Source organism: Actinomadura flavalba DSM 45200 (genome assembly GCF_000374305.1).
GTDB classification, from domain to species: Bacteria; Actinomycetota; Actinomycetes; order Streptosporangiales; family Streptosporangiaceae; genus Spirillospora; species Spirillospora flavalba.
Genome location: NZ_KB894093.1, coordinates 311,582 through 324,954, shown reverse-complemented (window position 1 = coordinate 324,954; position 13,373 = coordinate 311,582). Strand labels below are relative to the sequence as shown.

Here is a 13,373-nt window from a genome sequence, read left to right as displayed (position 1 = left end):
GCCCGGCGACCGCCCCGAAGCGAGGAGAGACCCATGAAGCCCGAGATCCACCCGAACTATGTCGTCACGACGGTGACGTGCACGTGCGGGAACACCTTCGAGACCCGCAGCACCGCCGAGAACGGCCAGATCCGCGCGGACGTCTGCTCCGCCTGCCACCCGTTCTACACGGGCAAGCAGAAGATCCTGGACACCGGCGGCCGGGTGGCGCGCTTCGAGCAGCGCTTCGGCAAGCGGGCCAAGTAGGGCGTTCGACCCCACAGCCCACCAGGAGCGGCCCGGCACCCGACCGGGGTTCCGGGCCGCTCGAAACCGGCCGTCAGGCCAGTGCCCAGGACGCAACCGTGAATCTCGACGATCTCATCAGCGAAAACGCCGATATCGAGGAACGTCTCGCCGACCCCGCCGTGCACGCCGACCAGGCGCTGGCCCGTCGGCTCGGCAAGCGGTACGCGCAGCTCCGCCCGATCGTCGAGGCGTACCGGGAGCTGAAGGGCACACTGGACGACCTGGCCACGGCGCGCGAGCTGGCCGGCGAGGACTCCGCGTTCGCGGCCGAGGCCGCCGACCTGGAGAAGCGCCAGGGCGAGCTGGAGGAGCGGCTGCGGCACCTGCTGGTGCCCCGCGACCCCAACGACGACAAGGACACGATCCTTGAGATCAAGGCGGGCGAGGGCGGCGAGGAGTCCGCGCTGTTCGCCGGCGACCTGTTGCGCATGTACCTGCGGTACGCCGAGCGGTCCGGCTGGAAGACCGAGATCATCGACGCCCACCCGTCCGACCTCGGCGGCTACAAGGACGTCACCGTCGGCGTGAAGGCGCGCGGCGGCCCCGACGAGGAGGGCGTCTGGACGCGCCTGAAGTTCGAGGGCGGTGTGCACCGCGTGCAGCGCGTCCCGGCCACCGAGTCGCAGGGCCGCATCCACACCAGCGCGGTCGGCGTCCTGGTGACGCCCGAGGCCGAGGACGTCGACGTCCAGATCGACCCGAACGACCTGCGCATCGACGTGTACCGCTCGTCCGGGCCGGGCGGGCAGAGCGTCAACACCACCGACTCGGCCGTGCGCGTCACGCACGTGCCGACGGGCGTGGTGGCGTCGTGCCAGAACGAGAAGAGCCAGCTCCAGAACAAGGAGCAGGCGCTGCGCATCCTGCGGTCGCGGCTGCTGGCCATCGCGCAGGAGGAGGCGGACGCCGCCGCGTCGGCGGAGCGGCGCAGCCAGGTCCGCACGGTCGACCGGTCCGAGCGGGTCCGCACCTACAACTATCCGGAGAACCGCATCTCCGACCACCGCGTCGGCTACAAGGCGTACAACCTCGACCAGGTTCTCGACGGCGACCTGCACAACGTCACGCAGGCGCTGGTCGACGCCGACATGGAACGCCGGCTGGCCGAAGCCCAAGCGTCATGAAGCTCCTGCTCGACGAGATCGCCCGCGCGACCGCGCGGCTGGCCGACGCGGGCGCCGCGTCGCCGCGCGCCGACGCCGAGGAACTGGCCGCCGCGCTGCACGGCGTGCGGCGCGGCGAGCTGCACACCGTGCCCGACAGCGCTTTCGACGCGCGGTTCTGGGAGTACGTGGCGCGGCGCGAGGCGGGCGAGCCGCTCCAGCACATCACCGGACGGGCGTTCTTCCGGTATCTGGAGCTGAAGGTCGGTCCGGGGGTGTTCGTGCCCCGTCCGGAGACCGAGGTGATGGTCGGCTGGGCGCTGGAGACGCTGCGCGACATGGACGTGCGCGACCCGCTCGTCGTCGACCTCGGCACGGGCTCGGGCGCGATCGCGCTGTCGATCGCGCTGGAGGCGCCGCGGGCGCGGGTGCACGCGGTCGAGCGCGACCCGAAGGCGTTCGTGCACGCGTCCCGCAACGTGGAGGAACTGGACGAGCGCGGGCGCGTCCGCGTCCATCTGGACGACTTCGCGACGGCGCTGGGGGAGCTGGACGGCACCGTCGACCTGGTGATCAGCAACCCGCCCTACATTCCGATGAGCGAGTGGGAGTACGTCCCGCAGGACGTCCGCGACCACGATCCCGCCGACGCCCTCTGGGGTGGCGGTGACGACGGCCTGGACGCGATCCGGGTGGTCGAGCGGACCGCGCGGCGGCTGCTGCGGCCGGGCGGGATCGTCGCCGTCGAGCACAGCGACCTCCAGGGCAACGGCGTGTACTGGACGTTCGCCGAGGAGAACGGCTGGCGGGACGTCCGCAACCGCCGCGATCTGACCGACCGGGACAGGTTCGTCACGGCCCGCCTCGGTACCGACTGACTGGAGACCCTCGTGAGCCGACGCTATGACTGCTCCGACCCGGTGGAACGCGCCCGGGGGATCGGCGAGGCCGTCTCCGCGGTGCGCCGGGGCGAGCTGGTGGTGCTGCCGACCGACACCGTGTACGGGCTCGCGACCGACGCGTTCCTGCCCGCGGGCGTGACGTCGTTGCTGGCGGCCAAGGGCCGGGGCCGGGAGATGCCGCCGCCGGTGCTGGTGGGGTCGGTGCGGGCCGCGACGGCGCTCGTGGAGGACCTCGGCACCTACGGCCAGGACCTCATCGACGAGTTCTGGCCCGGCGCGCTGACGCTGGTGTGCCGCGCGAACCGCAACCTGGTGTGGGACCTCGGCGAGACCAAGGGCACGGTCGCGGTGCGGATGCCGATGCACGAGCTGGCGGTGGAGGTGCTCAAGGAGACCGGGCCGCTCGCGGTGAGCAGCGCGAACCTGAGCGGCAAGCCGGCCGCCCGCACGGCCGATGAGGCGCGGGAGATGCTCGGCGACCACGTCGCGGTGTACCTGGACGGCGGCGCGTCCGGCCAGGGCGAGGCGTCCACGATCGTCGACCTGACGGGCGCGGTTCCGCGCCTTCTGCGCGCGGGCGCCATCCCGGAGTACAAGATCCGCGCCATCGTCGGCGTCCTGCTGACCGACGAGGACGACGACCTCACCGACGACCCGGTAAGCCCCGACGAGCCCGCGAAGCCGTCCCTCGTCAAGGAAGCTCCGGAGGAGCCTGCGAAGCCCTCGCTCACCAAGGACGCACCTGACGAGCCCACGCCCCCGTCGCTCGCCGAAGACGCCCCCGTTGAACCTGCGAAGCCCTCACTCGCCAAGGACGATTCCGGCGCAGAGCGGGACGAGGCGTCCGAGAGCCCGGCCAAGCCGTCCCTGACCAAGGACGACGGCGACTCCTGACGCCCCACCGGCCCACCACCGCCCAGGCGTTCATCCGCGCTACTCTTGCTCCGCAAGGTAGTCGCGAACTACCATGCGGTGCATGACAGCACCGGATTCGGGTCGGCGTCGCAGTCAGTGGCTGCGCGGCGTCCTCGACCTCTGCCTGCTCGCCGTCGTCGCGGACGAGCCCGCCTACGGCTACGAGATGGTGCGGCGCCTCGCCGCCGCCGGGCTCGACGCCGTCGCCGAGGGCTCGATCTATCCCGCGCTGGGGCGGCTCGAACGCGAGGGGCTGCTGGAGTCCTACCTCGGTGAGAGCGCGGGCGGCCCGCCCCGCAAGTACTACCGGCCGACCCCCGAGGGCGCGGAGGCGCTGACGGCGTGGTCGGGCGAGTGGGAGCGGCTGGTCGGCGGCGTCGCGGCCGTCCTGGCGGGCCACGGCGACCGCGAGACGGCCGAGCGGACGTCGCGGTGACCGACCGGACCGTCCGCCGCTGCGCCCGCACCTGGGCCCGGATCGGCGTCGCCGCCGAGGACGTCGCCGACATGGCCGGTGAACTGGCGGACGACCTGGCGGCGGCGGTCCAGGACGGCCGCGACCCGGAGTCGTACGTCGGCGGCGACCCCGACGGGTTCGCGCGGGCCTGGGCCGCCGAGCGCGGAGTCGTCCCGCTGCGTCCGCGCGCGGGCCGCGTCGCCGTGGCGGCGCTCGCGGGCGCGCTGCCGGGCGGATTCGCGGGCCTGTTCCCCGTCTTCGGCCTCCAGGGCGACCTGTTCGCCCAGGTGCTCGGCCGCGACCGCCCGCTGGAGACCCCGGCGGCGGTCCTGTACGGCGGATACGCGCTCTGCGCGCTGTTCGCCTGGGCGGGCGCGCTCGCCGCCGTCTCGGCGGTCCTGCGCTTCCACGCCGACGCCGTCCGCCGCCCGACGATCCGCGCCTTGGCGGTGACCCTCCCGGTGGCGGGTGCCGCCGTGGCCCTCCTCGTCGGCATGACCTCGGCGGCCCTCGGCCACCGCTACGGCACCCCGTACGTCCTGGTGGAGATGGCCGCCCCCGCCCTAGCGGTGGCGGCCACGGCGGCACTGACACGCCTCACGGTCCTGCGCGCCGCGACGACCCCCGTGGCCTCCTCCGGCCACGCCCCCTCGACCGCCGACCTCGGCGCGAGACGCCCCGAAGACGGCGAAGCGACGCCCTGACGACCGTCCGGCGACGGTCCGGAGACGCCGCCCCGATGACGTGGACCCCGTCGCCCCGACCGGGCGGCGGGCCGGCGCGACCGGCCCGGGATTTGCGGAGAGGACTGGGATGTCACGAAGGGTCACGATCGTCGGCGGCGGGATGCTCGCGCTGAGCCTGCTGTTCCCGGCCGCGCAGGCGTCCGCGCTGTACGGCGAGGTCAAGCACCTGGTCAGCGGGTGGAACACCACCGGCAAGGCCAACGACACGATCAAGGTCAAGGACTGGGCCGCGAAGAACTGGGTGAAGGGCGAGTACAAGCGGACGGCGTCGTCCAACACCAAGCGGACGCTGTGGAACAAGTCCGGTAAGGGGCGGACGGTCGAGTCCGGCCCCGGCTCCAAGATCTACACGCTCCAGGTGTGCGAGGAGCGGAACGCCCAGCCGGACAAGTGCTCCGGCTGGAAGGGCTGAGATCCGGCGCCCGCCCCGCGACCGGCGGGGCGGGCGTCCATCACCGAGTGACGACGGAGGGTGAGGCGTGGACGGAGCGGTGCTGGATGTGACGGACCTGCATCACACGGCCGGTGTGCGGCCGATTCTGCGGGGGCTGAGTCTGCGGCTCGGGGCCGGGGAGTCGCTGGCGGTGTGCGGTCCGAGCGGGTGCGGCAAGACGACGTTGCTCATGGTGCTGCTCGGGCTCGTCAAGCCCGCGTCCGGGGCCGTGCTCGTCGCCGGTACCGACATCACGCGGCTGAAGGGGCGGAAGCTCGCCGCGCATCGGCGCGCGCACCTCGGCGTCGTGTTCCAGTTCGGGGAACTGCTGCCGGAGCTGTCCCCGGTGGAGAACGTCGCCCTGCCCGCGCTGCTGGCGGGGACGCCGCGCCGCGACGCCTACCGCGACGCCGGGCGGCTGCTGGACGACCTGGGCGTCCCCGCCGACGGCACGTCCACGGCGCTGCTCTCCGGGGGCGAGCGCCAGCGGACGGCCGTCGCGCGCGCCCTCGTCACGAAGCCCGCCCTCGTGCTCGCCGACGAACCCACGGGCGCGCTGGACGGCGTCGCCCGCGACGTCGTCGCCGACCTGCTGTTCGCGCAGTCCGCGCAGCGCGGGTGCGCGCTCCTGGTCGTGACCCACGACACGGCCGTCGCGGACCGCGCCGACGCCCGCCTGCGGCTGGACCGCGGCGTCCTCGCCCGGACCGGCGCGTGAGCCCGGCGGGGCTGACCGGCCGGCTGCTGCGCGTCGGCTGGGCGGCGGGCCGGGGCTCGCGCGGCGACCGGGTCCGCTTCGTGGCGCTGCTGGCCGCGGCGTTCGTCCTGGCCGGGAGCGTCCTGGCCGGGCTCGCCGCGACAGCGACGTACGCGGGCCGCGACGCCCGGGACCGGGCGCGCTCCATCGACGCCGCCACCGGCGGGCGGCCCGCGACGTCCCTGTGGCGCCCCCGGTACGACGCCGTCGGCGAGCGGCAGCACCAGGTGGTGTACATCGCGCCGCTCACCGCGTCGGCGCAGCCCCCGCCGGGACTGCCGCGCTGGCCCGCGCCCGGCGAGGCGTACCTGTCGCCGGAACTGACGCGCGCCGGAGCGGGCGAGCACATCGCGACGCGCTACGGGCGGACGGCCGGGACCATCGCGCCGGACGGGCTGGCGTCGCCGGCCGAACGGTTCGCCTACGTGCGGCCCCTCCGGGTGGACCCCGGCGACGAGGGGTGGTTCCGTGTCGCGGGGTTCGGCCATGCCGCGCCGACGCTGGTCGGTGAGTCCGCCGACGTCCGTCCGCTCGGTCAGTTCCTGCTCGCGCTCGGCGGGCTCGTGGTGCTGCCCGCGCTGGCCCTGGTGGTGATCGCGGCGCGCTGCGGGTCGGCGAGCCGCGACCGGCGCACGGCGCTGCTCCAGGCTCTCGGCGGCGGGTGGCGGCACCGCGCGCTGGTGAACTGCGGCGAGGCGATGGTCCCGCTGACGCTGGGCACCGCGCTGGCGGCGATGGCGTGGGGCGTGCTGATGGTCCGGGACGTCCGGCTTCCGGTCACCGGATACGTCCTGGCGGCGGCCGACCTGCGCGCCTTCGCGCCCTGGGTTCCCGTCACGGCGGCGGCGTGCGCGGCGGTGACGCTGCTGACGGTGGTGCTCCTGCACCGGGCCGACCGGACGGGCCGCGCGACCCGCCCGCGATCCTTCACCGGGACGGTGCCGCGCTGGCGGCTGTGGGCGTGCGCGGGCACGGCCGTGCTGTTCCTGGCGGGCGGGCAGGTGCGGGGCGTGACCGGCACGGTGCTGTACGCGGCGGGCACGGCGGGGCTGTGGGCGACCGTGCCGTCGGTCGCGGCCGTCGCCGGGCGGCGGCTGGGCGTCCGGCTCGCGCGGTACGCGCGCCGCGGCGGGCTGGTCTCCCCGCTGGTCGCGGGCCGCTGGATGGTCGCGCATCCGGGCGTCATGGTGCGGCTGGCCACGGCCGTCGTGATCGGCGCGGGCCTGGTGTCGCAGACGCAGACGTGGGTCAGCAGGCTCAACGAACCGGCGCTGGAGGCACGGGCGAGCACCGCGCGAGTGGGCGACACGATCGTCCACGTGCAGGCCACCGCCCTGGACGACCGGAGCGTGGCGGCGTTCACCACAGCACTGCCACCCGGCTTCACGGTCCTGGGCCTTCGGGAGACGCCGCAGGGTCCGCTGCTGACGGGCGCGTGCCCGTCGCTGCGCGCGCTGCGGCTGACCTGCGGCACCGTTCCGGCCCCAGTGACGACGGACGACGCGCGCGTGCGCGAGCTGACCCGGTGGCGGAGTTCGCCGTCCGAACCCCTGCGGGTCGCCACGACGGGGACCGGGCGTCCCTCGGAACTCGTCGTGCTCGCCGATCCGGTGCGGCGCGGGCAGAGCGGACGCGTCGAGCAGGCCGCCTACGCCACCCTGTCCTGGCCGGACGTCGAACGACCGGGGGAGAACTGGCTGGTGGGCATGGCCAGGAATGTCGCGCTGGGCCACTGGGTCCTGCTCTTCGGCTCGGCCGGGCTGGCGATCCTCATGCTGGCGGCGGCCCTCGCCGCGGCGGCGGAGTTCCTCCGCTTCGGCCCGGCACTGGCGCCCCTGTCGGCCTGCGGCGCCCGATCCCGCATCTACCACACCGTCGCCTGGTGGAACCTGACATTCCCGATGGCGCTCGCGACCGTCGTCGGCGTTACCGTCGCCTCCTGGCACGGCCTCTACTTCATCGCGACGAGCGGCGACGGCCAATTCTCCTGGACCGTCATGGGAACGGCCGCCCTCGCGGGCCTCACGCTCTCGGCACTGGTAGGCGCGGCGGGCGGCGCAGTGGCGTCCCGCACGGCCGCCCACTGGCGCCCCACCGGCGACTGATCATGTGGCGTGGATCACCCTTCACGGAAGCAGCGGATGCGCCGCCCCGCGCATCTCCTGTGCGGACCTGCCGCTATCCGCCGAGGAGACGATCCATGCCGCGTGGCCAGAGCGAGAACCAACCGACGTGGCGTGTCGGCCTGCTACCGGCCTTCCGCTGCGTCCGGGACGAACGCACGGTGCCGCTGCCGGCGGCGCCGTCCGCGCTCATCGTCGCGGTCGCGATCGCCGAGCCGGGCGTCGCCCGCCGCGCGTTGCAGGCGCGCCTGTGGCCGGACCTGCCGCCGGAGGCGGCGGCGCGGCGGCTGCGCCAGCTCCTGTGGCGCGCCCGGCGGGCGACCGGCACCGGCCTGTTCGAGGTCACCCCGGACGCGGTGCGTCTGGCCGCCGACGTCGCCGTCGACCTGCGCGAGGGCACGGCGCTGGCCCGCCGCGTCCTGTCCGGCGAGCGCCCGCCGCCCGCGTCCTGCGCGCTGCTCGGACGGAGTCTGCTGCGCGAGGGCCCCGACTGCGGCACCGTCCAGGCCGAGCGGGACCGCTGGGACCGGCTGCGGATCGTGGCGCTGGAACGGCTCGCCGAACATCGCCTCGGCGCGGGGGACGCACTGGGCGCGCTGGAACTGGCCGGGCGGGCCGCGGAGGTGGACGAGCTCGCCGAGGCCCCGCACCGGATCATGGCGCTGGCGCATCTGGCCCGTAACGACGACGCGAGCGCCTGCCGCCTGTACGTCGACTACCGGCGGCGGGTCGCTCGCGAGCTGCACATCCAGCCGAGCGGCGCGTTCCGCGACCTGCTCTATCCGTCCGGCATCGGCCGTTCCGGGGGATAGTGCCTCTTCCGGGCGAGTTGATCTAGGCTGTACCGCCATGACGGGGCGAGTCAAGCTCGCGGTGTCCTGTGTGCGGCGCCGGTGCGGGAGACGCTGAGCGGACGGGGACCGGTGCCCCTGGCCGCGCTCTACCGCGACCACCGGAACGGCTTGGTGCGCATGGCGCTGCTCCTCGTCGGCGACCAGGCCACCGCCGAGGACACCGTGCAGGACGTCTTCCTGCGGCTCCAGGACCGGGCGCCCGCGCTGGACGACGACACCAAGCTCCTCGCCTACGTCCGCTCGTGCGTGCTGAACGGGTGCCGGATGGCGCTGCGCCGCCGCCGTCTGGCGTGGACCCACACCGAGCCGCCCCGTCCGCCGGTGTGGTCGGCGGAGTCGGCGGTGCTCCTGAGCGAGGAACGCCGGGAGGTCCTCCGGGCCCTGCGGCGGCTGCCGCGCAGGCAGCGGGAGGCGCTGGTGCTGCGGTACTACCTTGAGCTGAGCGACGACGAGGTGTCCGCCGCCATGGGCATCAGGCCGGGGACCGTCCGCTCCACCATCGCCCGCGGCCTCGCCGCGCTGGAGCGCGAGATGGGGGAGGAGGACGGATGAGCGACATCGAGAACCGCCTGCGCGACGCGCTGCACGCGGCGGCGGACACCGTGCCCGACCGCACTCCGCCGCTGCCTGTGGCGCGCCCGTCACGGCCTCGGTGGGCGTTGCCTCGGTTCGCCGTGCCGATCGCGGCGACGCTGGCGCTCCTCGTGGTCCTGACCGGTGTGCTGGCCGTCGAGCGGCTGCGTGAGCGGCCTCCACGGCTGACCGAAAGGTCCGGCGCGATGCCCGCGTATCTGTTCGTGAGCCTTCCCGCCGACAGGAGCGGACCGGCGCGGCTCCAGATCCGAGCCACCGCGACCGGCCGGGTCGTTGACGAGGTCGCGGCACCTACGGGGAGCGAGTACCTCGACGTCGCCGTGACCGCGGACAACCGGACCGCCTTCGTCGTCGTCCAGCCCAGACGAGCGACGGCCTGCACCTTCGGCATCGAGAGGATCACCCTCGGGATCGACGGCCGGATCGCGGCGCGGTCGGCTCTGCCGGGTGGGCCGCTCATGGGTGTGATCCGGGAGGACGGTACCCTTGCCGTCACGCCGGACGGGCGGCGGCTGGTCTACAGTGCGGCACGATGCGTCGGCGGCCGACCCGTGGACGGCGGCATGACCCTGGGCGTCCTGGACACCGGCGGCGGGACCGGCAGTACGCGCTCGTTCGCGCGCGGCGCTGCGCGGTCGTTCTCCTGGCGCGCGGACGGCCGCGGCTTCGCCTTCGTTTGGATCACGGGCGCTTCGCCGTCCACCGGCCGTGTCGAGATCCGGACGTTCGCGGTGGGGGAGGACGGGACGATCGGGGCTGGGCGCATGATCCGGCGGCTCCGAGCCGACAGCGTGCTCACGCTCGCGGCACTCCTCCCGGCCGGAGATCGGATCGTGGTGTCGGAGTCGAAGCCGGCGGCCGCGATCGCCCCACCGCCCGGCACGGGCAATGCACCCGCCAGACCGCCCGTGGCGACGGAACTGAGCGTCATCCGTGCCGCCGACGGCGCGCGTGTGGACACGGTCCGGCTGCCGGGCGGTAGCGCCATCGCACCGTCTCTGCTGAAGCTCGACGCGTCCGGACGTCACCTGCTGACGGCTACCGGCGCCTACGACCTGCGGACCGGTCGGGCCCGCCCCGTCGGCGGCGGCAGCACGGCGCTCGACGCGGACTGGTGACGCGGAAACGGCGCGGTCCCGGTCGCAGCCGCTGCGGGGGACCGCGCCGTTCGACGACGCGGGAGCGTTGTTACTTCAGCTTGCTCCAAGGGCCGGCGACGGTCTGGCCGTTGCTGACCTTGACGCCGATCTCACGCACGTAGACGTGGCCGGTGTAGCCCTTGGTGTAGGCGCCGCGGTAGGCGCTGAACACGCGGTCCGCGGGCTTCTTCGTGCTCTTGTCCACGAAATAGTAGACCGCGGAGTTCTTCCACTTGGTCTTCTTGGCGTCCGCAGTGCGGAACTGGACGCCGGGCGACCAACCGTTGTAGGCCTTGCCGTCCGCCAGCCACACCTTGATGGTGAGCTTCTTCGACGTCTTGGTGTAGTTGCCGTACGCCTTGAGGGTTCCCCAGCCGTTCTTGGTGGTGAAGCTCTTGGCGGCAGCCTGGGCGGGGGCGGCAGCGACCACCGTGCCCGCCAGGGCGGTGCCGACGGCCAGGGCCGCAGCAGCGAGACGCCGCATTCGTACCTCCGTGCTCAGTCATCTCAGGAATTAGCCCGGCAAATCTAGCAGGGCGTACCGACACACTTCCGGCGGACGGTCAACCGGGACGGAATCGTGGTGGAGGCCACGGGACACGGTCGCGTCCGGCGAGACGACAGTACGCCGCGGGCGGTGCGACCATGCGGGACATGAGCAAGTCACGGCGCCGGGCGGCGGTGGTCCTAGCGGGCTGCCTGGCGGGCACGGCCGCGGGCGGCGCGGCGGCCCGCGCGGACGCGGGCGAGCGCATGCCGACGTTCGACGCCGTGCTCACCGTGCGCTCCGACGGCGTCGTGCACGTGCGCGAGACCGTCAGCTACGACTTCGCGGGCGGCGACGACCGGGGGATCACCCGCAGCGTCCCGTACCGGCGCGGCGACCGGCTGTACGGGGTGCGCGCCGTCCGCACGAGTTCCTCCACGGGCGCGCCCGCCCGCGCGCGCGTGCGCGCGTTCCTGCACCACGTCCGGATCACGGTCGGGGAGCGCGGCGCGGGGACGGTCAGCGGCCGCCAGGCGTACGTCATCGAGTACGACCTGCACGGGGTCCTCACGCCCCGGGAGCGCTACGACGAGTTCGTCTGGGACGTCCTCGGCACCGGCTGGACGGTCCCGGTGGGCGAGGCGGCGGTGCGCGTGCGGGCCCCGGCGCCGGTGCGGGCGGGCTGCCGCGCGGGCCGTCCGCCGGCGCTCACCCGGTGCCTGCGCGACCGGCCGGGTCCGCGCACGGTCGGGTTCACGCAGCGCGGGCTGGCGCCGGGGGAGGGCATGACGGTCAAGGTGCGGCTGCCGAAGGGGGCGGTCGAGGTGCCGCCGCCGCGCTACGCCCCGCCGCACTGGCGGGCGGGGGCGGCGGGCGCGGCGGGCGCGGCGGTCCTCGTGCTGGGCGCCGCGCTGCTGACGCGGCGCCGCGCCGCGCCGCACCCGCTCGCGGGCCGGGGCCTGCTGGCGTCCGGGCTCACGGTGATGCTCGCCGACGTCGCCGACGACATCGCCCGGCACGGCGTGTGGGCCGTGTCGGTGGGCGATCCGCTGGTGCTCGGGTTCGGCCTGGCCCTCACCGGCGCCGCCGTGATGATCTCGGAACGCGAAGATCGGGTCGCGCACGGCACGCCGCCGCCGTGACGGGCATAGAGTTGGGCGACGCGTCCCGTCCGGGACGCACGGGGCCGTGCGCGCGAACGTTCCGCCGCCCGCGCGCGTCCCACGGGCGGACGCCCTGGACGAGCCACGGGAGGAGGGGACGCGCGTGCGGGAGTACCTGCTGACGATCCTGGTCGCCGCGCTCGTCGCGTACCTGCTCACCCCGACCGTCCGCCGGTTCGCGATCTGGTTCGGCGCGCAGGCCGCGCCCCGCGAGCGCGACGTGCACGTCATCCCGACGCCGCGCCTGGGCGGCCTGGCGATGTTCGGCGGCATGGCGGCGGCGCTCGTCGTGGCGACGGGCCTGCCGGAGATGCGCAAGGTGCTGGCGGGCGGCGACGTCGACGTCGCCCGCGCGTTACTCCTGTCCGGCGGGCTCATCGTGCTCGTCGGAATCTTCGACGACCGCTGGGGCGTCGATCCGCTGACCAAGTTCGCGGGCCAGGTCGCCGCCGCCGGCATCTTCATCATGCAGGGCATCCAGCTCTACGTGATCCCGCTGCCCAACGGCGAGGCGGTGTCGCTGCCGCCGACGTACGGGGTGCCGCTGACGGTCCTCATCGTGGTCGCGACGATCAACGCGGTGAACTTCATCGACGGCCTGGACGGGCTCGCGGCGGGCGTCGTCGGCATCGCCGCGACGGCGCTGTTCTCCTACGCCTACCTGCTGTCGAAGACCAACGGGCTGACGACGCTGACCGGCGCGACGCTGACGGCGGCGGTGCTCGTCGGCATCTGCCTCGGTTTCCTGCCGCACAACTTCAATCCCGCGCGCATTTTCATGGGCGACACGGGTTCGATGCTGATCGGGCTGCTGCTGAGCGCGTCGACGATCATGCTGACGGGTCAGTTCGACCCGGCCTTCCTCGGCACGTACGGCCTTTTCCCGTTCTGGGTGCCGTTGCTGCTGGTGCCCGCCGTGGCGGCGGTGCCGTTCATCGACATGTTGCTGGCGGTGTGGCGGCGCACCAATGAGGGCCGTTCCCCGTTCGCGCCCGACAAGCGTCATCTGCACCACCGGCTGCTGGAACTCGGCCATTCGCACCGGCGCGCCGTGCTGATCATGTATTTCTGGGTCGGGCTGCTCGCGGCGGGCCTGGTGGGCCTTTCGGTGACGAACCAGCAGGTCGTCGTGATGTCGGTCACCGGAGTGATCGCCATCGCCGGAATGGTGCTGATGATCGCCGTTCCCCGGCTGGCGCGCCGCCGCGCCGTCCGGGCTCCCGAGCCCGCGCGGACCGGTCGGACGCGCGAGTCGGTCTGATCGCGGGCGCGGGCACGGACGCTCCGCGCGCCGGGTACTCTTCGAGTGGCGTCGCGGACTCGCGCGCCCCGCTCCCACTTTCCGGATCTGTCGTCTGACCTGGGCTACAGTCCTGGATGCCACGGTGTCGACCGGGACGTTAGCGAGCCGT

Annotated in this window: 15 protein-coding genes; 14 read left to right on the top strand and 1 reads right to left on the bottom strand. The window is 74.1% G+C overall.

Annotated elements, in window-relative coordinates; translation table 11 throughout:
- Positions 1–33 precede the first annotated feature (33 nt).
- The 12 genes from rpmE to C229_RS0101450 all read left to right on the top strand — a co-directional run bounded on the left by rpmE (position 34) and on the right by C229_RS0101450 (position 10,290).
- Positions 34–246, top strand: a complete 213-nt coding sequence (gene rpmE / locus C229_RS0101505) for a 50S ribosomal protein L31 (protein WP_018653310.1) — start codon at positions 34–36, stop codon at positions 244–246.
- A 98-nt stretch (positions 247–344) separates the two neighbouring features.
- Positions 345–1,412, top strand: coding sequence for a peptide chain release factor 1 (prfA, locus tag C229_RS0101500; RefSeq protein WP_018653309.1), 1,068 nt, complete (start codon positions 345–347; stop codon positions 1,410–1,412).
- A complete protein-coding gene (prmC, locus tag C229_RS0101495; protein WP_018653308.1) occupies positions 1,409–2,269 on the top strand; it encodes a peptide chain release factor N(5)-glutamine methyltransferase in 861 nt (286 codons plus the stop codon). Before prfA ends, prmC begins: the two co-directional genes overlap by 4 nt.
- 12 nt (positions 2,270–2,281) lie before the next feature.
- Positions 2,282–3,187, top strand: a complete 906-nt coding sequence (locus C229_RS29015; protein WP_155884537.1) for an L-threonylcarbamoyladenylate synthase — start codon at positions 2,282–2,284, stop codon at positions 3,185–3,187.
- A gap of 82 nt (positions 3,188–3,269) precedes the next feature.
- The gene (locus C229_RS0101485) at positions 3,270–3,644 is read left to right on the top strand and encodes a PadR family transcriptional regulator (protein WP_018653306.1); all 375 of its coding nucleotides are present in this window, start codon (positions 3,270–3,272) and stop codon (positions 3,642–3,644) included.
- Positions 3,641–4,369, top strand: a complete 729-nt coding sequence (locus tag C229_RS0101480; protein ID WP_018653305.1) for a hypothetical protein — start codon at positions 3,641–3,643, stop codon at positions 4,367–4,369. The genes C229_RS0101485 and C229_RS0101480 overlap by 4 nt, the downstream gene beginning before the upstream one ends.
- Before the next feature lie 109 nt (positions 4,370–4,478).
- Positions 4,479–4,823: a hypothetical protein gene (locus C229_RS0101475; RefSeq protein WP_018653304.1), complete on the top strand. Its 345-nt coding sequence runs from the start codon at positions 4,479–4,481 to the stop codon at positions 4,821–4,823.
- A 79-nt stretch (positions 4,824–4,902) separates the two neighbouring features.
- On the top strand, positions 4,903–5,562 hold the full coding sequence (locus C229_RS0101470; RefSeq protein WP_240487044.1) for an ABC transporter ATP-binding protein: 660 nt from the start codon (positions 4,903–4,905) through the stop codon (positions 5,560–5,562).
- Entirely contained in the window at positions 5,559–7,706 is a 2,148-nt protein-coding gene (locus C229_RS0101465; protein ID WP_018653302.1) for a hypothetical protein, read from the top strand. The genes C229_RS0101470 and C229_RS0101465 overlap by 4 nt, the downstream gene beginning before the upstream one ends.
- Positions 7,707–7,801: 95 nt before the next feature.
- The gene (locus C229_RS0101460; protein WP_018653301.1) at positions 7,802–8,536 is read left to right on the top strand and encodes an AfsR/SARP family transcriptional regulator; all 735 of its coding nucleotides are present in this window, start codon (positions 7,802–7,804) and stop codon (positions 8,534–8,536) included.
- A 111-nt stretch (positions 8,537–8,647) separates the two neighbouring features.
- A complete protein-coding gene (locus C229_RS0101455) occupies positions 8,648–9,130 on the top strand; it encodes an RNA polymerase sigma factor (RefSeq protein WP_018653300.1) in 483 nt (160 codons plus the stop codon).
- Between the two features lie 122 nt (positions 9,131–9,252).
- Positions 9,253–10,290, top strand: coding sequence for a TolB-like translocation protein (locus C229_RS0101450; RefSeq protein ID WP_155884536.1), 1,038 nt, complete (start codon positions 9,253–9,255; stop codon positions 10,288–10,290).
- Positions 10,291–10,360: 70 nt separating this feature from the next.
- Here C229_RS0101450 and C229_RS0101445 read toward each other — a convergent pair whose 3' ends face one another.
- A complete protein-coding gene (locus C229_RS0101445; RefSeq protein ID WP_018653298.1) occupies positions 10,361–10,795 on the bottom strand; it encodes a hypothetical protein in 435 nt (144 codons plus the stop codon).
- Between the two features lie 170 nt (positions 10,796–10,965).
- Between C229_RS0101445 and C229_RS0101440 the strand changes: the two genes are divergently transcribed.
- Both C229_RS0101440 and C229_RS0101435 read left to right on the top strand, forming a co-directional pair.
- On the top strand, positions 10,966–11,940 hold the full coding sequence (locus C229_RS0101440; RefSeq protein ID WP_169513804.1) for a DUF2207 domain-containing protein: 975 nt from the start codon (positions 10,966–10,968) through the stop codon (positions 11,938–11,940).
- Positions 11,941–12,064: 124 nt separating this feature from the next.
- Positions 12,065–13,222, top strand: a complete 1,158-nt coding sequence (locus C229_RS0101435) for a glycosyltransferase family 4 protein (RefSeq protein WP_018653296.1) — start codon at positions 12,065–12,067, stop codon at positions 13,220–13,222.
- Positions 13,223–13,373 lie beyond the last annotated feature (151 nt).

Bases quoted from the DNA above. Each gene is read 5' to 3' on its own strand.
- C229_RS0101460 (WP_018653301.1), top strand. From the start codon at position 7,802: ATGCCGCGTGGCCAGAGCGAGAACCAACCGACGTGGCGTGTCGGCCTG.
- C229_RS0101485 (WP_018653306.1), top strand. From the start codon at position 3,270: ATGACAGCACCGGATTCGGGTCGGCGTCGCAGTCAGTGGCTGCGCGGC.
- prmC (WP_018653308.1), top strand. From the start codon at position 1,409: ATGAAGCTCCTGCTCGACGAGATCGCCCGCGCGACCGCGCGGCTGGCC.
- C229_RS0101475 (WP_018653304.1), top strand. From the start codon at position 4,479: ATGTCACGAAGGGTCACGATCGTCGGCGGCGGGATGCTCGCGCTGAGC.
- C229_RS0101440 (WP_169513804.1), top strand. From the start codon at position 10,966: ATGAGCAAGTCACGGCGCCGGGCGGCGGTGGTCCTAGCGGGCTGCCTG.
- rpmE (WP_018653310.1), top strand. From the start codon at position 34: ATGAAGCCCGAGATCCACCCGAACTATGTCGTCACGACGGTGACGTGC.
- C229_RS0101445 (WP_018653298.1), bottom strand. From the start codon at position 10,795: ATGCGGCGTCTCGCTGCTGCGGCCCTGGCCGTCGGCACCGCCCTGGCG.